The organism is Deltaproteobacteria bacterium, assembly GCA_019310525.1.
Lineage (GTDB): Bacteria > Desulfobacterota > DSM-4660 > Desulfatiglandales > HGW-15 > JAFDEE01.
Genome location: JAFDEE010000010.1, coordinates 1 through 18,848 on the forward strand (window position 1 = coordinate 1; position 18,848 = coordinate 18,848).

Annotated in this window: 14 protein-coding genes; 3 read left to right on the forward strand and 11 right to left on the reverse strand. The window is 50.6% G+C overall.

Going from position 1 to position 18,848, the window contains the following annotated elements; genetic code table 11:
• Window positions 1-270 precede the first annotated feature (270 nt).
• From JRF57_02435 to JRF57_02465, 7 genes are all read right to left on the reverse strand, one after another.
• Window positions 271-486, reverse strand: a complete 216-nt coding sequence (locus tag JRF57_02435; GenBank protein MBW2302550.1) for a hypothetical protein — start codon at window positions 484-486, stop codon at window positions 271-273.
• 844 nt (window positions 487-1,330) lie between these two features.
• Window positions 1,331-2,383, reverse strand: coding sequence for a CehA/McbA family metallohydrolase (locus tag JRF57_02440; protein MBW2302551.1), 1,053 nt, complete (start codon window positions 2,381-2,383; stop codon window positions 1,331-1,333).
• Window positions 2,384-2,616: 233 nt separating this feature from the next.
• Window positions 2,617-4,311 carry a hypothetical protein gene (locus JRF57_02445; protein ID MBW2302552.1) on the reverse strand — a complete coding sequence of 565 codons (1,695 nt, stop codon included), beginning with the start codon at window positions 4,309-4,311 and terminating at the stop codon, window positions 2,617-2,619.
• A complete protein-coding gene (locus JRF57_02450; GenBank protein ID MBW2302553.1) occupies window positions 4,280-5,047 on the reverse strand; it encodes an ABC transporter ATP-binding protein in 768 nt (255 codons plus the stop codon). The genes JRF57_02445 and JRF57_02450 overlap by 32 nt, the downstream gene beginning before the upstream one ends.
• Window positions 5,044-6,549, reverse strand: coding sequence for a lasso peptide biosynthesis protein (locus JRF57_02455; GenBank protein ID MBW2302554.1), 1,506 nt, complete (start codon window positions 6,547-6,549; stop codon window positions 5,044-5,046). Before JRF57_02455 ends, JRF57_02450 begins: the two co-directional genes overlap by 4 nt.
• A 122-nt stretch (window positions 6,550-6,671) precedes the next feature.
• Entirely contained in the window at window positions 6,672-7,328 is a 657-nt protein-coding gene (locus JRF57_02460) for a histidinol phosphate phosphatase domain-containing protein (protein ID MBW2302555.1), read from the reverse strand.
• Window positions 7,329-7,638: 310 nt separating this feature from the next.
• Window positions 7,639-8,136, reverse strand: a complete 498-nt coding sequence (locus tag JRF57_02465) for a bifunctional nuclease family protein (protein MBW2302556.1) — start codon at window positions 8,134-8,136, stop codon at window positions 7,639-7,641.
• Window positions 8,137-8,329: 193 nt separating this feature from the next.
• On the opposite strand from JRF57_02465, the gene JRF57_02470 reads away from it, so the two are divergent.
• On the forward strand, window positions 8,330-10,888 hold the full coding sequence (locus tag JRF57_02470; GenBank protein ID MBW2302557.1) for a 1-acyl-sn-glycerol-3-phosphate acyltransferase: 2,559 nt from the start codon (window positions 8,330-8,332) through the stop codon (window positions 10,886-10,888).
• Between the two features lie 106 nt (window positions 10,889-10,994).
• Here JRF57_02470 and JRF57_02475 read toward each other — a convergent pair whose 3' ends face one another.
• The 4 genes from JRF57_02475 to JRF57_02490 all read right to left on the reverse strand — a co-directional run bounded on the left by JRF57_02475 (window position 10,995) and on the right by JRF57_02490 (window position 15,221).
• A complete protein-coding gene (locus JRF57_02475) occupies window positions 10,995-13,790 on the reverse strand; it encodes a pyruvate, phosphate dikinase (protein ID MBW2302558.1) in 2,796 nt (931 codons plus the stop codon).
• Between the two features lie 272 nt (window positions 13,791-14,062).
• Entirely contained in the window at window positions 14,063-14,410 is a 348-nt protein-coding gene (locus tag JRF57_02480) for a hypothetical protein (GenBank protein MBW2302559.1), read from the reverse strand.
• A gap of 164 nt (window positions 14,411-14,574) precedes the next feature.
• On the reverse strand, window positions 14,575-14,910 hold the full coding sequence (locus JRF57_02485) for a zinc ribbon domain-containing protein (protein MBW2302560.1): 336 nt from the start codon (window positions 14,908-14,910) through the stop codon (window positions 14,575-14,577).
• 116 nt (window positions 14,911-15,026) lie between these two features.
• Complete coding sequence (locus JRF57_02490) at window positions 15,027-15,221, reverse strand: hypothetical protein (GenBank protein ID MBW2302561.1); 195 nt, start codon at window positions 15,219-15,221, stop codon at window positions 15,027-15,029.
• Window positions 15,222-15,568: 347 nt separating this feature from the next.
• Between JRF57_02490 and JRF57_02495 the strand changes: the two genes are divergently transcribed.
• Window positions 15,569-18,022 carry a PAS domain-containing protein gene (locus JRF57_02495; GenBank protein MBW2302562.1) on the forward strand — a complete coding sequence of 818 codons (2,454 nt, stop codon included), beginning with the start codon at window positions 15,569-15,571 and terminating at the stop codon, window positions 18,020-18,022.
• The gene (locus JRF57_02500) at window positions 18,019-18,657 is read left to right on the forward strand and encodes a response regulator transcription factor (GenBank protein MBW2302563.1); all 639 of its coding nucleotides are present in this window, start codon (window positions 18,019-18,021) and stop codon (window positions 18,655-18,657) included. The genes JRF57_02495 and JRF57_02500 overlap by 4 nt, the downstream gene beginning before the upstream one ends.
• Window positions 18,658-18,848 lie beyond the last annotated feature (191 nt).

Genomic DNA, 18,848 nt, shown 5'->3' on the forward strand with positions numbered 1-18,848 from the left:
CTGCGTCAGGCTCAAATTTTAATCCTCAAAATACTTCAATGTATTCCTGCGGTTAAAATTTTCGCCTTCCTTGACCTTGCACAAATTTTCTCATTTATGGATGGACACTAGATATATAAGAAAAATCGATGAGAAAAAATCCATGAAAGTCTCTGTATTCATAGCGGAGGTATGCTGGATAATCAAGGAGAAAGTCCCCTTCCTCCATTTTCGGCGAAACGGGACGGAGGGATGGGATTGACACGAAAGGTGCATCAAGGACGGCCGAACTCACCGCAGGGTCCAACCGGATGTCATTTTTTCACCAATTTTTATCTTTCCTTCGAGCATGTCCAGCATGGCCTGCCACCTTTCCGGGTCCGGCATCATCGGCTTGAAACCGGAGAGGAGTTCAACACAAAGTTTCAGGGTATCCATCAGTTCATCGTAGGTGCGGCCCAGTTCAGCAAGATAATCATATAGATCCTGCATATCCTTGTCTATCATGACCTCCCAGAGGCCTCCTCCTCCACAGTTTCCCCCTCATTTTACGGAATATTTCCGTCTCCGGAGTTTCCGGAAGACCTAAAAAGGGTAGACAACGAAAAAGGGGTTCAGAGTTTTATTCTTTAGATTTCAAATTCCATGCCTGAATACTTCTTATGTGAAAAAGGTCCCATGAGCATCGATATGGAGGCTCCCAAAAGCCAAACAGAAGTATATATAGAAGGAGAAACAGAGGATATAAGTGAAGCTTTTGAGAAGGAAGTTTCCTGATGGGAGGGGTTTCTAACACCGGCCATTTACGGATTCGGACCCGAGCAGACCAACAATTCATGCACAAGCGTATACTTTATGGCAAACCATAACGACCGAAAAGGATTTGATTTCACTTTTCGGTTCATTAGTGTCCATCCATAAATGAGAAAATTCATACATTGAAGTATTTCGAGGATCAAATTACTAATCGGCTGAAGCCGTAAGCTTAGGGGCCGAAGGGTCGAGGGTTCAAGGGGTCAAGTGAAAACATCTTTCTTTAAATCCCGGTTTCTCACTCGAACCCTGGGCCCCTTGGATCCTTGAATCCTACTAACAAAACGATCCAACTGAAGTTTTCGCCTGGAAAGCACAAGGTTCTCCCATTTGCGGACTGGGACATTAAAATCTGAGCCTGACGCAGCCTGTCACGCAGTAGCCGTGGCGGAGGCGGAAGATTGCGGAAATTGGCCATTTATGAATGGGCACTCATTAAAACAGGCCTGAGAAGGGGTATAGGAAAAGTCTGTTTCGCGGCTTACATGCCCTTTTCATAAACAAAGGGCTAATTACGAATGAATACCCGGCGAATTGGTCACCTCAAGTAGATGGGATTTGAAAAAATCCAGGGTCTCCAGCCGAACAGGAAATGCCGAAGGTAAACCTCGACCCGGTAGACCCCAGCCTCCAGTACTTCATAGACGGCCTCGCGTCCCCGCCAAATCCTTTCAGGTCTTCCGTTTTTAATGAGCCGAATTTCTGAAGAACATGGGCATTCAATGACGATTTCCCCCTTTTGAAAAGGACATTCTTCTCCCATTACGAGGCTGAAGCCGTCCGAAGATACGAAATCAAACCTGAAACCCTTGGCGGGATGCAGGCCATCGTGTGCGATAAACAATCGGCCTTCTTTCATTGAATCCAGTATGGCCTTCTTGCCGGAATCGAAATCCTTTGAGACTTTATTGTGAAGAAAAAGATGCACATTGATGGTATTCAGGAGAAACTCATAGGAAAGGGGGGTAAACCGGATCGGTCCCCACTTGAATATGCCGCCGTGGGCATCGGATCCCCCGATGGCGGATACCCGCCTTTCCAAGCAGAGACGATCCCAAAAAGCCAGAGTCTCCTGACTGGGCCCCTTTAGGAGCTGACTTTTAAACGCAAGGAACAGGAGGCCGTGAAAGGGCGTCTTCACCCGTTCTTTCCACCTCGAAGAGAAATTCCAGATACAGATTCCATCAAATCCTGTCACAGAAAGGTCTTTCCAGGTATAGGCACGTGATTTTTCCAGAAAGGGCATTCCTTTCTCAAAGGGATGGGCAAGGAACCCCAACCCTCCCTTTGCCTTGACTTGATCTATGACCTCCTGGGGTGGCAAACCGTCTCCGTTCACCGCTTCCTTTAATCCAAATGCCAGGTAATGATGATCTTTCCGGCCGATTTCGTGTCCCATGAAGACCATCACTTTTCCATATCGACCCTCATGTTCCGCGTGAAGATCTCCAGCCAAGTATTCATGATCATTGATGTAAACAAAATCCAACCCTGCCCCTTCGGCAGCAACGGCGATTTCTTCGATGCTTCGGGTCCCATCGGAATACCGGGAGTGGACATGTAAATTCCCCACATATTCAAAATCAAACATGGTTCCTTTTCCTGGCTTCTACCGGTTGCAGAAGTTCCCAAGTGTCCATCCATAGATGGCCGATTTTCGCAATTTTTCACGTACAAATTTTTTCATTTATGGATGGACACTACCTGTCTGTCGTCGGGCACTCCACGGTTGATACCTTGCATTTTCGGCAAATCTGGCAATTGGTAAATCCGGGTTGAATGATACCCGGGCCCAGCGGAGAAACGTTCGTTTGCCAAATACCCTTACCCCAGGGCTTCGAGCGCTCTTATTCCCCTTTTCAGCGGTTGGATTACAGCTATAAAGAAAATGGATAAGATGATGGAAAAAGAGAGAATAATAAATATCCATTGAAGACCGGTCAAGGGCTCATTTTTCATCATGGAGGTGAAAATCAAATAGGTGGGTCCCGCCTCCAGGAGGATGATCAGTGCAAGGAAAGAAGCGCTGAGCATCATGTATAGGAGTCCACCGAAACTGGTCGCCACCCCGGCGATATTCTCGTGCCTGAAATCGGGGTAAAGGGCACCCATACCGATTGCCAATGCCACGATCCCGAAGACCGACATCCCTATGGTCAGGGATGAAAGCGCCATCATGAAAGGCGTCACCCTGAGGAGATGATTGGTGATAACCGTCAGGATTTCACCGAGAAAGATCATAGGGATGACATAAAATACGAACTTTCCCCACAGGAATTTCGCCGGACTCAAGGGTGAGGAGCGGATGATCCAGAAGGCCTCCCCTTCTGAACTCACCGCAGGAAAGATGAACCTGACGGAGACGGCGGAGATGACGAATCCAGCGAGCCCCGTATTGAGGAAGGCGATTTCGTTTTGAAGAATCTCGAGTTGAATCACACTTTTTTCCAGAGGAAGAACACTGAAGTTGTAAAGATAGACCACCATAAGGGCACCCAGCAGAAAAAGCTGGGACCACTGGGTATTGTCCCTGAAAAACACCCTGATGTCTTTTTCTATCACCGAACCCAAGTCGTCCCCGAAAGGAGCTGTCAGGCATTGAATTATTCTATTCAGTACCCTGCCGCCCACACGCCTCCTTCGGGTTTCCAGGGACTTGCTGAATCCCACGAAATAAAGACTCCTTGCAGCCCAGATGTTGATGACCACCAAGGCCCCCGCCGAACTCCAGAGAAGCAGAGCATGAAAGAGATGATCACCATTTTCGCGTCCGCTCAATTGGGCCCATAGCACAGCGGATATCCAGTGGGTGGGCAGATAGGGGGAATCTGGGGTCTTGAGGGCGCTCAGGTACTGCATGACCGAAAAAAAGGCGTCCGGGTCTACAAGCCTCTCGGGTCTCATGAAGCGGAAAAGGAAATAAAGGGCTACAAACATCACCAAAACGAGGAGGATCACCACATCACGAGTTTTCTGAGCGGGAAAGACGCTGACCATGATCATGGTGAAAAGCACCCCGATCCCTGCCGTAATGAAGGCCATGGCCACTCCTAGATGGATGAGGGTCAGGTAGTAAACTGGAGGGGGCCTGTATACGTAACCGTAAGCCATCAATACGGGCAGACCGAAGACAAGGGCCATCCAGGAACTCTCTATTAAGGTGTAAAGCCAGCGGCTGAAAAAGACCTCTTCGAGAGGAACGGGAGAGGAGTGAACAAACTCCAGGTCTTTTGAGAGGTAAAGAGTGGAGAGGGCGGTTATGATATGGCTGAAAACCAGAAGGGAAAACAGCGTAAGGAGGACCATGGAAAGCAGCTGATAGGCAAGCAGGTCTCCGATCACTTCCTCTTCTCTGAAATAGATGAGCACCCGGGTGGAGAGAACGAACATGAGCCCCAAAAACAAAAGGCCGGCTGACATAATAACCAAGGGTCTCTTTCGATATCCTCCGCCCCGCCGTTGGAGGGAATTCCGGAATCCGAGCCACCTAGGGGTCAGAAGCAGGAACAGATCCGCCATTCCGGGATACTTCTCCTTTCTCGGTCAATTTCAGGAAAACACTTTCCAGACTTCCATCGACGCCGGCCCGGGCCTTCAGTTCATCCGGTGTTCCTGAGACGATAATACGGCCAGCTTGAATAATGGCGATTTCATCGCAGATCTCCTGCGCCACTTCAAGAGAATGGGTGGACAAAAAGACGGTTTTCCCCTTTTCCGCCTCACCTCTAAAAATATCCTTGACAAGCCTTGCCCCTTTCGGGTCGAGCCCGACCATGGGTTCATCCACGATAAGGACACTTGGTTCATGGAGAAGGGCGGCACACATAACAAGTCTTTGCTTCATGCCGTGGGAGAAACCTTCGATGAGTTCGTCACCCCAGCCATCAAGCTCAAAGAGTTCAAGGAGACGGGAAATGGAGCGTTCCAATTGGCGGGAGTGATCCAGGTGATACAATCCGGCAACAAGACCGAGAAACTCCCGGGCAGTCAATTTTTCATAAAGGAACGGCCGGTCCGGGATGAAACCGATGGATCGCTTTACCTCAGAGGCCTCCTTCTCAAGGTCCATGCCGTTTATCACGATCCTGCCGGAAGTAGGCTTTAGAACACCCGCCATCATCCTGATGGTCGTCGTCTTCCCTGCACCGTTCGGGCCCAGGAATCCGAATACGGTACCCTTCCCAACCTTCAAATTCAGGTTGTCTACGGCAAGGAAACCTCTGTATGATTTCGTAAGATTGATCAACCGGATCATTTGCTGAAATCCAGAATGGAGATCTCCAGTTCCCCGATGAGCCCGGTGATTCTGGCCTGTTGCTCCAGGTTGCCTTCAAAAAGCTTGATGTGGGTGACATCGGCAGGCATCTGATCCAGCGTAGCGTCCATGGTTATCCAGTCCCCCAGGTAGGCCTCTGTCCAGGCATGATAATAAAACTTTCCCCTGGCGTACACCAGCCCGACGACGATTCGCGATGGAATACCGGACGCCCGCAACAGGGCGGTGAGAAGGACCGCATGTTCGTTGCAATCCCCTTCACGAGTACGCAGAACCTCCTTGGCGCTTGGGAAGGACAAGACAGGCCGCTTTTCAAGGTGACGATAGACCCAGGCCACCATTCTTCTGGCCACTACAAGGGGATTATCGGAATCCCCGGCGATCTCACGGGCCTGGCGGATAATCTCCTCGTCATCGCTTTCGATGTTGAATTCCGGTTTGAGAAAGGCCTTCATGTCCTGGCGTCCATTCCGGTAAGGGGTACGGTAGGACGGCCTCAAAGGAACGGCCTCCTTCCTGATCTGGAGAATCCCGTCCCGGAATTGCTGTCGTTTTCCGCCGCTCTTTTCAAGAAGAAAGGCCGTTTCCTCATCAATACCCTGAAGGCGCAGCTTCAGGTAGGTCATTTCTCGAGGATCTGGGAGGCTTCTATTCACCTGAACCGCCGCAATCTCGTAAAGATCGACTCCCGAGTCGGCTCCTAACCCGGTCGGCGCCCTTTCGGCGTTGGATATCATGGTCGTAAAACCCATGATGCCGCTCTCTTTTATGGGCCTTCCTTCATGGTCTACCCAGACCTTGAACCCTCTCCCCCAAACCCGCCCCTCAAGTCTGAATGTATCATAGGATTCCCCATGAATGGAGAGGGTTTCACGGGCCGTTACTTCTATTTTCATATCCTTTTGCAACATCGAGGAGGGGTCGAAAAATGGCAGGGAAAAGATATCACCCACCTTGAGCTTCTTCGACCTGAAATAGTAATCCAGGGCGGATCCAAGCAGGAGATCGTCCTTTATTTTTAAAGTCTTCGATGTTCTCTTCGCACCGCTTCCGATTTCCAGAATAAGCCTGCGGCCTTCCACTTTCCCTGAAACATTAAATTTTACAATGCCGGAAGCCATGGAGGAATGAAAACTTTTCAACACGAAATTCCGGTACACCCTCCCCTGCGTCACCATTTGAAGGGATCTCCCGAGGCCCATGAGGTTGAGTTTCAGGAAAAGTTTTTCCTGGATAAAATACCCGTCATCAAAGGGCTTGATAAAGGAGACCGAATAGCCCGTTTTTTTACCCCTGAAAAAAATCTCCTTCCAGGTCCTCTCCGCTGAATGAACGAGGGGTGATTCAGGGCCGCTCACCGAGGGTATTGACCCACTCCCCGCCTCTTCCCTGTATACCAGCAGGCCGAGCATTACGAGCCAAAAAACGACTATGATCAGTCCGGCGATGTTGAATAGGACCCTTCCTTTTACCTTCTTCATGGATGAAACGGTCCTCGATTTTTATGAGCAAATCCGTTGGTTCCCGGAACAAATAATTTCGTGGGGGTGAAGCATAGGAAAGGAAAACTAAGGGGACAATGCCGAAGAGAGAGAGAAGTCGCCTACAAGGAAACTCCGATCCTTTCCAGGAGGCGACGAGAATTTTCAAGGAAATTCCGGATGGTTACACCTTCCAGCCCCGCCCCTTCCGCAACTTTCCGCGCAAAATCTTCACTCATCAGGTCCCCCGGCCCATGGGCGTCGGAATTCAGGACAAGGGCTGCACCAATCTCATAGGCGAGATGAGCCACATGACCATTTGCAAGGCAATGGCCCCTGCGAGCGGAAATTTCAAGATAAACTCCCCGCTCTGAAGCGATTTTCACTTCCTCCCGGCTGATCAGCCCGGGATGGGCAAGGATATCCACTCCCGCTTCCAGGGCAGCCCGATTGGTCCCCGGAGCAACGGGCTCCACAATGGTTTCTCCATGCACCACCACAAGCCTTGCTCCAAGGTCCCTTGCCTTTTTGATGAGTTCGGGAATGTACCGTGGAGGGATATGGGTCAATTCGATTCCCGGCACCACCTTGACCGCTTGCAAACGGTTCAGGTCCTCCGCCACCCTGACGATTCTCGGAAGAATGAGGTCGATATTGGATGAATCGGCGTGGTCGGTGATGGCAACGGCGGTGTACTCAAGGATTTCGAAGCGCCTTACGAGTTCGGATGGAATCAGTTCACCATCGCTGAATATTGAATGAGTATGAAGATCAATCACTTCTAACCGTTGGATTAGGTGGTTACTGCATGATGATCATCAGGCCCTTATTCCCCCTCCAGAGGTTGAATGGAGATAACAGGGTCAGGCCTCAAACGAACCGGGAATGGATATCCCTCCAGGAAAAAGGGGACAGAGTGAAGTGCAGACGCTTTGGCCCTACCTACGAGACCTTTGAAAAACGCCCCCTTTTGCCCAATCTCTACGTCAGACTCAAATTTTAATCCTCGAAATACTCAATGTATTCCTGCGGTTAAAATTTTCATCTTCCTTGATCTTGAACAAAATTGAACGTTTTTCAAAGGTCTCCCTACATCTTGTATTTTCCAAAATCATCAGGACCCAATTTCTCCAGGATCTCTTGCCATTTTTTGCCCTGCTCTGATTTGTCTTCAGGCTCGGCTTTCAGGTCGATCTGCGAGGACTTGGAAATCACCTCTTCTGAAACGAAAATGGGGGCTCCCATTCTCAAGGACAAGGCAAGGGCGTCGCTCGGCCGGGCGTCAATTGAAATCTCGGTTCCCTGGTGGTTCAGGTAGATCAGGGCGTAGTAAGTATTGTTTTTCAAATCACACACTTCCACCTTACTCACCCTCAGATTGATCGTGTCCATGATGTTCTTAAGGAGATCATGGGTCATAGGTCGCGAAAACTTGATGCCTTCCAACTCGCTTGCGATGGCGGTGGCCTCAAGCAAACCGATCCAAATGGGAAGGGTCCTGTCGCCATCGATCTCCTTGAGAATGACGATAGGGCTGTTGGTCAGTGGATCCACGGTTAGTCCGGATACGACCATCGGTCTATACATGGTGACCTCCCTCTACATTCTTCAAAAAAATCTTAAACATCCCGGATTTTTTGTCAATAAGGCGGTAGTTTGAGCTTACCCATCCGAGATCGGCAACCTAAGGGGCAAAGTTTACAAAAAACTTGATTTGTCGCACAGATCCGTTCTATCAATAATCACCCATTTTCAAGGCACGAGAGGATTTTCAAATATCATGACGACAGCATTCGATGAAAAAAACGTCTTCCCCTCCGCACCTGATCACAAGCCGGGATTTCTTTTGGGCCGGCTCCTTTTCAGGCTCTTCAAAAGGGTCCGGCTGGATGAAAATATGGTGGAAAACTTAAAAAAAATGCACAGGGAAGGTGCTGTCGTCTACGCCATAAAATACCGTGGCCGGCTGGACTTCCTCCTTTATCATTTCAGCTTCCGCCGCCACCGTCTTCCCTATCCCAGAATCGCCTTTGATCTCGATATATCTATGCTATTACCCTTCACAACCTTTGTAAAGACAATTCTCTCCCGTCTCTCCTTCGCCTTGAAGACCGGACACGCCCCATGCCCTTACCAGTCCGGCTTCTACAGAAAAGCCCTTGAACAAGGTACGCCGTTCCTGGTTTTTCTCATAGACCCAAAGCGTTTTTTCAGACACTTCGTACATTCAGAAAAGGATCATCTGGAATTCCTGATTGAAACCCAGATGGAAATGGAAAAACCCATCTTCCTGGTGCCTCAGCTTTTGCTTTACAGCCGCAAGCCGGAACGGGAACACTCTTCCCTCACCCAGATCCTTTTCGGAGACAAGGATAATCCGGGAATCGTCCGAAAGGTGGTGCTCTTCTTCAAGAATAACAGGCGGGCATTCATTGATTTCGGGAAACCCCTGAACCTGAAGAGTTACCTTCTGGAGCAGCCGCCAGAGAGGCCGGTCCCGGAAATGGCCGCGGAAATCCGGAACCTCCTCATTGAACGAATCGACGCTCAAAAGAGAATCGTCCTGGGGCCCATCATGAAATCCAGACAACAGGTCAAAGAGACCGTGCTGACAGACCCCAGGGTTCAAAGCAGGATGGAGAGCCTGGCATCAATCAGGAAGAAATCCCCCTCCGCCATCAGGAAACAGGCCGGGGAATATTTCGACGAGATCGCGGCGGATTATAATTCAGCCTATATCCAGGCGTTCCGCCTGGCCTTAAGGTGGCTCTGGACAAAGCTCTTCGACGGTATAGAGGTGGACCCTGCGGGTCTGGCCCAGGTCAGAGAATGGGCCAGGAAGGGCAATCTAATCTATGTTCCTTCTCATAAAAGCCACATCGACTACCTCATTCTCAACTATGTCCTATACGACTACAACTTACATTTGCCGAGGATCGCGGCGGGCAGAAACCTTGCATTTTGGCCCATGGGACATATCTTCAGAAAATGCGGGGCATTCTTTATCAGGCGATCCTTTAAAAATGCGAAACTCTACCTCGAAGTCTTCAACCGCTATATCAAGGCCCTGCTGGAAGAGGGACATTCCATCGAATTCTTTATAGAGGGTGGGAGAAGTCGAAACGGAAAATTGATTTCCCCCAAAACAGGATTCCTTTCCATTCTGCTTCAGGCCTACCAGGAAGGATTCTGCAAGGATCTTATCTTTGTCCCCACCTCCATCGTTTACGACAGGGTTATGGAAGAAAAATCCTATCTGAGGGAAATAGATGGGAAACCGAAGGAACAGGAAAGTTTTCTTCAAATGCTCAAGGCGAGACGCTTCCTGAGAAAAAAATATGGAAAGATCTATATCCGTTTCGCCGACCCAATTGCACTAAAGGATTACCTGGAGAATAAAGGGTATTCCGGGCAGGATACCTCCCGGGAGCTGGCCTATCATATCGTTCAATCCATCAACCAGGTGACCGTGGTCACTCCCCTCTGCCTGGTTGCAACGGCGATTCTAGCCAACCACAGGCGAGGGTTTCACGAATCCGAACTGGTGGATACGGTTACTGTTCTTCTGGATTTCCTCAAGAAAAAACGCTTTCCTCTATCAGCCAATCTTTCGAACGCCCGGAAAGCCGTTCATGATACATTGCCCCTCCTGGTCGATTGGAAGATCGTAAACTCCCTGGAATCCCAGGAAAGAGGCAATGATTCCCTTTACTATATCGAGGACGAGAAACAGCTTGAACTTGAGTATTATAAAAACAGCATCATCCACTTCTTCATATCCCACGCCCTTGTAGCGCTTTCCCTGTTGAAAGGGGCCGGAGAGGCCGACCTTGAAACGATAATTTCCGATTCGGATTTTTTAAAAGAACTATTCAGGCAGGAATTCATATTTGAAAAATCCGGGGACTCAAGAAAAGAAATTCTCACAATCCTTCAAGATTTCCAGGATCTGCACCTTGTCGATCCGGCAGGCAGTGGATTCAGGGTCACGAAGCTCGGGGTCGAAAAGCTGGGGATCTGGGCTTCCCTTGCCAAGACATTCGTCGAATCTTACTGGATCGTAGCGAAAACCCTGAACGACAACCCGGGAGCCAAAAGAGGGGAACTCTTGAAAACCATCTCTAATGCCGCAAGACGTTATTACAAGCTTCGGGTTATCGAACACATCGGCGCCCTTTCCTCCGTTACTTTTAAAAACGCCTTTACCGTCATAAGACAGGATTCTTCAAGAATCGCATCTCACCCACAGGAAGCGTCTGAAGAAGGGTCTTCGGATCCTCTCTCCGTTTTGGAACGACGCCTTTACACTTTTTCCCATTATAAGTCCCTGGGAGGATAACAAAGACGGCCCGATCCGGGGATCGGGCCGTCTTGTGCCGTTCATGCCTTCTTATGGGGAAACATCCTCGGGCAAAGAGAATCACCCGGGTTGAGTCAGAAAAGAATCAAACGAAACTGTACTCCTTCTCTTTCAACTTGGCCTGGGCCGCTGCAAGACGGGCGATCGGAACCCTTGGAGGAGAGCAAGATACATAGCTCAAGTTGATATGATGGCAGAAGCGGATCGCATCCGGATGTCCTCCGTGCTCTCCACAAATTCCGATCTTCATGTCCGGCCTGGTCTTCCGGGCCCACTCCACCGTGATCATCATAAGACGTCCCACGCCCTTGATGTCCAGGATCTCAAAAGGATTATGCTGGAGGATTCCCCTTTCGTTGTAAAGGGGGAGAAACTTGTTCTCAGCGTCCTCCCTTGAAAAGGAAAAGGTGGCCTGGGTTAGATCATTCGTTCCAAAGGAGATAAACTCGGCCAACTCCGCAAGCCTCCCCGCCCGCATGCAGGCCCGCACAACTTCGACCATCGTTCCGAACTTGAAATTCAACTTGATACCGTACTTCTTTTCAACCTCCCGGTGTATCTCTTTGACGTATCGATGGACGAATTTCAACTCCTGAAGAGTACATACCTGGGGGACCATGATCTCCGGAAGAACCTTGATGTCTTCCTTCAGGCACTCGGCAGCGGCTTCCAGGATCGCCCTGATTTGCATGGCATAGATCTCCGGGTAAGTGATTCCCAGCCGGACCCCTCGATGTCCCAGCATGGGATTGGTCTCAGCAAGTGCTTTGACCTTTTGGAGAACACTTTCCCTGGCGGAGATCATTTCCTCGGCCAAATGCTTGTCCTTGAGTTCCTGGAGCGCCTGAGTGATCCTTTCGAGGCTTTCCGCGTACTTGGTGTGGAGTTCGGGATCCAGGAGCTTAAGGGTGTCCGGAAGGCCCGCCATGCCTTCAACTGTCTGCCGTAATTTCTTCAGGTGACTGATTTCATGAACCAACTCTTCCTCTGAGGGAAGGAACTCATGGATCGGGGGATCCAGGAGGCGTATTGTGACCGGAAGCCCGTCCATGATGCGAAAGATCTCTTTGAAATCCTCCCTCTGAAAGGGGAGGAGTTGTTCGAGGCAGGCCTTTCTCTCCTCAGGGCTCTCTGCAAGAATCATCGCCTGGACGATGGGGAGCCTTTCCGGCTGGTTGAACATACGTTCCGTCCGGCAGAGTCCGATGCCCATAGCTCCGTATTTTCTCGCCTTTGTCACGGATTCAGGGGTATCTGCATTAGCCATGACCTTCAGTTTGCTGATATCATCGGCCCATTCAAGGAGCACAAGGAGATCCTCTACGAATTCAGGTTCAATGGTGGGGACGACCCCCTGATAGACGGCCCCCGTTGTCCCATCAATGGTGATCGTATCCCCCTCACGGAGATGAATCCCCCCTACCGTGGCTTCCTTGGCAATGTGGTCGATGGATATAGCTTCGCACCCGGATACGCAGGGTTTTCCCATACTTCTGGCCACCACCGCGGCATGGGAAGTCTTTCCCCCTCTGCTTGTGAGGATCCCCTGGGAAGCGAAGAAACCATGGATGTCTTCCGGTTTGGTCTCCTCTCTGACCAGAATGACCTTTTCACCCAGCTTTGCCTTGATCTCGGCCCTGTCCGCATCGAACACGATTTTCCCCGAAGCCGCACCCGGAGAAGCGGGCAGTCCCTGGGCCAGGACTTGGAAACGGGCATTGGGATCAAGCCGGGGGTGGAGGAGTTGGGTCAACATATCCGGTTGGACCCTTAGAATGGCCTCTTCTTCCGATATCAGGCCCTCATTGACCATATCAATGGAGGTCTTGATGAAGGCGGAGGCGTTCATCTTGGCATTTCGCGTCTGAAGGCAATAGAGTTTTTCTCTCTCAATGGTGAATTCAAAATCCTGGACCTCTCTATAATGCTTCTCAAGGGTGTGTCTCAGGTCCTCAAGCTCCCGGTAAACCTTGGGCATGTCCCTTCGAAGTTCACTGATCGGTTTCGGGGTTCTGATGCCGGCCACCACATCCTCACCTTGGGCATTGATCATGTACTCTCCGTAAAGCCGGTTCTCGCCTGTACCGGGATTCCGCGTAAAAGCCACACCGGTGGCGCTATCCTCCCCCATATTCCCAAAGACCATCGTGCAGACATTCACCGCCGTGCCATTCGCCATTTCCGGGGTGATCTGAAATTCACGGCGGTAGTCGATCGCCCGCTTTCCCATCCACGATTTGAAAACGGCCTCCACCGCAATCTCCAACTGGACGTAAGGATCACTTGGGAAAGGTTTACCGGTCTTTTTCTTGACCAATTTGTTGAACTCCCGGCAAATCTCCTTCAAAGCGGCGCCGTCCAATTTGGTGTCATCCTCGGCATTCTTCTCCTTCTTAATACGCTCGAATATCTCGTTGAATTCCTCATCCTTCATTCCCATTGCAACGGTGCCGAATAGCTGGATCAGCCTCCGGTAGGCATCGTAAACAAAACGTTCGTTTTTGGTCAGCTTAATGAGGCCCTTGACGCAATCATCGTTGAGACCGAGGTTCAAGATCGTATCCATCATTCCAGGCATGGAAATCGCCGCCCCGGACCGCACGGATACCAACAACGGGTTTTGCGGGTCTCCGAACCCTTTCCCCGTCTTCTTCTCAAGATCCTTCATAGCCTGCTTGATCTGCTCCAACATCTCCGGTTGAAGGCCTCCCTTCTTTTTCTCAAGATAGGAGAGGCAGGCTTCGGTGGTAATCACGAATCCGGGTGGGACCGGCAGCCCCATTTGTGTCATAGCGCAAAGGTTCGCACCTTTACCGCCCAGAAGTTTCTTGTTCTGGGGATCTCCTTCTTCAAAGGAGAAGACGAACTTTTCAGGTTTCATCATTCCCTCCCTCGTCTCTTTTCCTGGTATATTGAAACAGGTAGGCCAAACAAAGCAGAATTGCCGCCAACACAAAGGTATTTAAAAGGGATTTTCCCGGGAAAAACATCCAGGAAATCAAAAAGGCCAAAAAAACAGCAAGGATGACACGCACGAAAAAAAGGGCAACCATCGATTTCATAGGAATCCGAAGGTAAAGGTTGTTAATCATACACTATAGATGGCTGAGAACCCCAAAAACCATCCGAAGCCGATTCACCGGGACTCCCTCCTCAGGACTCTCTCTTGAAAGGGATCACCCTGGCGGGACCTTCTCCCGGTTTTTTTCGGGTGGATGGACTTTCCTTTTGGGTTTTCTTGTCTGTGAATGGGCTTTTTACCTCCCCGAGTCGTACCGGTTGCCCTCCCATGGTGAAAGGAACGCCGTTGATGTATTCTTCTCGAAGAATCCATGTAATGGTTCGGGAAGGGATAGTCAACAACAGCAGGGTCACCTGGTACCAATCCTTCTTGACATCAGGAGCAATGGACTCGATCCGGGCATAGACGGCGGGCTTTTCCTGATAATGAATCAGGACGAGATCACCCTCCCTGCGGACGGGGTATTCCTTTTTCATCATCTTCCCCTCCCCTCTCATGCCTGGTATTATTATACCTGAATCTTGCATTAACAATATTGAACTCGATAAGAATTTAATAGAAATTCGTCTTCGGTTGACGCGACACACAAGATTCACGTCATACTTTCCGGAACCTCCTGCAGATTCCTTCCTCTTGGGGCTATTCACTCTTTCAAAAGACTTCCAGGGTCGGTTCTTAATTTATCCAGCTTTGCCTCGAATCCTTCGCCGAGAGAAACCCCCATTTCTTGGGCCCTTTTCTTGGCCGCCAGCCCTATGTTGCGTGTATCACGGTAAAAAGCGTCCGTTTTTGCAGCATGGGGGTCAAACGAGGCAAGCCTGTCCTGTTCCGAAACGTGATAGGCCACCCGAGAGATCAGTTTTTTATATTGGTTGCCTCCGCATTTCGGGCACTGAAGCTCACTTTCTTGGTCTTTAGACATGATCAACTTCTGAAACTGGGTGGCACAAGCGAGGCATTCATATTCATAAATCGGCATACTTTCCTCTCCTGGACCTTTCCAGCGGAACAATTAATCAAAAGAAGTCAATTTCAGCATACCACAGCCTCATGAAGCAGGCAACGTGCAATCGGAGACGATCGGGCGCATCTGGATCAATAGAACCGTTCCCTGTAATTTCGGCACACATAACCCGGAGGGGTCGGACAGGCCCTTTCGTGCCAGGGCCTGTCCTCTTCTTCCCGGTCACTGAAGGTGCACACATTGGACACTGCGTTGCTGAGGACCGCCGGTTCGTTGTCGCCCCTTGCAATGTAATACTTACAGTTCCAGCAGCAATCCCTGGCCACCCGTCAGTCCTCCGTATGAGACGCTTCTTTCATCTATGAATTTTATCCATGTCCATACATAAACGGCCAATTTTGCGTCAGGCTCAATCAGGTCGATTTTGATCAACCAAGATACACGAAAACGAGATATTCCGCCACCGGGAGATGATCAATAGGCTCCAAGGACCTTTTACATTGATTGAATGATGCTGCTTATGCTAATCTTTCGAAAAAATCAAGTAAAACAAGGGGGCAAGTTCATTTCAGACCCTGCATCTCGAGGTAAAGTTGGCGTTTTGCAACGGTCTCACTGAGTGCACCAGGGACCTGTCCGGGGGGATCCAAGGTGAATGGGGTGAGAGGTTTTCATGAAACTCAGAGTCATCCTCATTCTATTATCCCTTTTGGCCTTTATGTCATCGGCCACGGCCGGGTATCTATACTATTCCTCCTCCAAGAAAACCGCCTTCCGGGAGGCCCATCGGCAAGCAGTCCTCCGGGTGGAGACCATCAGGGGACATCTCAACTTTCAGTTCAATGAGTATTTTAAACTCGTAAGGGTTCTGGCGGGTCTCAAGGAGCTTCGAAGGGCCCTTCTCGTGCGCCGCCAAGAAACCCTTCAGGCGGCCGACCATATCCTGGATCATTTCAAAAAGGCCCTTGGGGTCGATGTCTGCTACTTGATGGATAGTGAGGGGAACACCCTTGCATCGAGCAACCGGAACGAGAAGGACAGCTTTGTTGGGAAAAATTATGCCTTTCGTCCCTATTTCCGGGAGGCCATAAGCGGGCGCGCTTATCTTTATATGGCCCTTGGCGTCACATCAAGAAAGAGGGGAATCTATTATAGTCATCCCGTTTACGGAAAAACCACCCAGGAAACTCCCCTGGGGGTTGTCGTAATCAAGGTCTCCATCAAGGATATTGAAAAGGAATTCAACCAGAGCTACGGTGGGATCGTCGCCCTCACGGATCCCAACAGCCTGGTTTTCGTCTCCAATAAAAGGGAGTGGCTTTACCACTTTCTCATGAAACCTTCCCCCCGAGACATTTCCCGCGTTGCATTGACAAGACAATTCGGGGAAGGCCCATGGCCCTGGATAGGATTGTCCATGAAAGATTCCACCCATGCGGTGGACTTGTCTGGTCATGAATACGTGTTTTATCGAAAGGGCATCAACCATTGTCCCGGGTGGGGAATTGTTTATCTGTACAGGGCGGCGGCCGTTGCCAGGAGTGTTTCCGGCCCCTTTCTGAAGATCACGGGAATCGCCGTCCTTTCCTTATGTGCGCTCATAGGAGTCTTCGTCCTGTTTCTCTACAAGAAGGCAAGCGATCACCTAACCCAAAGGATGGCGGCCGAAGAGGCCCTCCGCGAAAGTGAAAAGACAGCAACAGCCCTCCTGAACGCCCCTACGGAAGCAGCCATGTTGCTGGATACGGAAGGAACGATTTTGGCCCTTAACAGGACGGCTGCAGATCATTTGGGCGGAACTGTTTCCCAGTTGGTAGGGGCCTGTGCCTTTGATTTTTTTCCTCCAGAAGCCGCAGAGGCCAGAAGGTCCCACCACGACTGGGTCGTAGAGTCCGGCAAGGCTTTTCAGTTCGAGGACCATCTCGATGGAAGATGGCTGGACAACAACTTTTATCCAGTATTCGACGGAAAGGGCCGAGTTACCCGGGTCGCAGTCTTCAGCCGTGACGTAACCGACCAGAAAACGGCCGAGGAGGGACTCCGTGTCGCCAAGGAAAAGCTCCTGCGCTATTCAAGGGAACTTGAGCGAAGGGTGAAAAGCCGGACGCGGGAGATCACCAGCATCCTCAAGTATACCCCGGCCGTTGTATTCCTTAAGGATGAAGCCGGCCGGTACAAGCTTGTAAACTCCCGTTTCGAGGAACTCTTCGGTGTCCGAAAAGAAAATGTCCTGGGAAAAACCGATGCGGACATCTTCCCGGAAGATACAGCCGAACGTTTTCGATCAATCGAGCGAAAAGTCCTGGAGCGTCGTATTTCCACCCAGACAGAAGAACAGTTTGATTGCCGGGATGGTATCCATACCTATCTCTGTATCCGGTTCCCCCTTTTCAACGATGGAGACAGGGTGAGCGGGATTTGCGGCATTGCAACGGATATTACAGTACTAAAAAAAGCGCAGGACCACTTGAGAAAATTGTCGGCGAGCATCATGGCCGGCCAGGAAAAGGAACGAACGGCCATTGCAAGGGAACTTCACGATGAACTGGGACAGATGTTGACGGCCCTTCGAATCGATGCGGTCTGGATCCGGCAAAAAACCCGCGATATAAGCATGGAGGTGGCTGATCGCGCCAAGAATATGTGTGATCTGATCGACAAGACCATTGATGACGTCAGAGGGTTGTCCGTTCGGCTGCGGCCCGGTGTCCTTGATGACCTCGGTCTCATTCCTGCGCTTGAATGGTATACCAGGGACTTCGAAAAGCGGACGGGGCTCAGTTGCTCATTTTCCTGCCACGACGTTCCGAACCTTGACGACACCCTTTCGACCGCCGCCTACCGGATCACTCAGGAAGCCCTAACCAACGTGGCACGCCATGCCCTTGCAACCCGGGTTCAGGTGGATCTCCGAAGGCAGGACGGCTTTCTGGCCCTCACCATCACCGACAATGGCCGGGGATTTGATCCCAAAACCCACTCAGAATCCGATTGCCTCGGCATCGCGGGGATGCGGGAACGGGCCAATCTGGTGGGAGGCAGCCTGGACATTCAATTCAATTCCGGGAAAGGAACGCGGGTCATTTTTCGGGTTCCTGTTCCCGTTCGAGATGGAGCAAGTCATTGATCAAAGTAATGCTGGCCGAGGATCACCACATTGTCCGCGCGGGTCTCAGGCGCCTGGTGGAAGATAGCGGCGATATCGAGGTTGTTGCGGAGGCGGCCGACGGACATGAGGCCATTCAAAAGGCCCGAGATTTTCTTCCGGATGTTGCTGTGATCGATATTTCCCTCCCCGGACTGGATGGGCTTGAGGTAATCAGCCGGCTGCGGTCCTCCTTTCCCGAAATGCCCGTGCTCGTTCTCACCATGCATGAGGAAGAGCAATATGTTGTGAGGGCCACCAGCGTGGGGGCTGCAGGGTATGTCACCAAGCGTTCGGCCCCGGAAGAACTGGTGGAAGCGATCCGGAAGGTGCATGCCGGGGGCCGATTCCTGAGTGAGCCGGCGGCAGAGGCCCTTGCAGAACGGGTGGCCAGGGGCAAGGAAAACCCATCCCCCTTGGATCTCTTGTCCAACCGGGAAATTCAGGTTCTAAGGTGCCTTGCCTTGGGTAAAACCAATCGAGAGATCGCTGAGATTTACGGCATCAGTGTCAAGACCGTGGACACTTACAGGTCCAGATTACTCGGAAAACTCAAGTTGAGGAACAATGCCGAGCTTTCCCGCTTCGCGATCCAACAAGGGATCGTGGAGGCCTAGGAGCCATTCCTCCTTCCCCTGGCTCCCGGGGCCCTTAGAAAGCCTCCCATTATGGAACGTTTCATGAGTCAATTGTAAAAAATTTTCCCACATAAAAATCAGAAACATCCCGATTTACAAGCCATTCCGCCTCAAGTATTCTGAATGACATCCATTCACGATTATTCATGAAATTTCCATATCCGCGTTGC

What these genes read in the sequence shown, in the direction of transcription:
- JRF57_02475 (MBW2302558.1), bottom strand. Translation starts at nt 13,790, where the DNA reads ATGAAACCTGAAAAGTTCGTCTTCTCCTTTGAAGAAGGAGATCCCCAG.
- JRF57_02470 (MBW2302557.1), top strand. Translation starts at nt 8,330, where the DNA reads ATGACGACAGCATTCGATGAAAAAAACGTCTTCCCCTCCGCACCTGAT.
- JRF57_02480 (MBW2302559.1), bottom strand. Translation starts at nt 14,410, where the DNA reads ATGATGAAAAAGGAATACCCCGTCCGCAGGGAGGGTGATCTCGTCCTG.
- JRF57_02450 (MBW2302553.1), bottom strand. Translation starts at nt 5,047, where the DNA reads ATGATCCGGTTGATCAATCTTACGAAATCATACAGAGGTTTCCTTGCC.
- JRF57_02495 (MBW2302562.1), top strand. Translation starts at nt 15,569, where the DNA reads ATGAAACTCAGAGTCATCCTCATTCTATTATCCCTTTTGGCCTTTATG.
- JRF57_02440 (MBW2302551.1), bottom strand. Translation starts at nt 2,383, where the DNA reads ATGTTTGATTTTGAATATGTGGGGAATTTACATGTCCACTCCCGGTAT.
- JRF57_02455 (MBW2302554.1), bottom strand. Translation starts at nt 6,549, where the DNA reads ATGAAGAAGGTAAAAGGAAGGGTCCTATTCAACATCGCCGGACTGATC.
- JRF57_02465 (MBW2302556.1), bottom strand. Translation starts at nt 8,136, where the DNA reads ATGTATAGACCGATGGTCGTATCCGGACTAACCGTGGATCCACTGACC.
- JRF57_02435 (MBW2302550.1), bottom strand. Translation starts at nt 486, where the DNA reads ATGATAGACAAGGATATGCAGGATCTATATGATTATCTTGCTGAACTG.
- JRF57_02445 (MBW2302552.1), bottom strand. Translation starts at nt 4,311, where the DNA reads ATGGCGGATCTGTTCCTGCTTCTGACCCCTAGGTGGCTCGGATTCCGG.
- JRF57_02485 (MBW2302560.1), bottom strand. Translation starts at nt 14,910, where the DNA reads ATGCCGATTTATGAATATGAATGCCTCGCTTGTGCCACCCAGTTTCAG.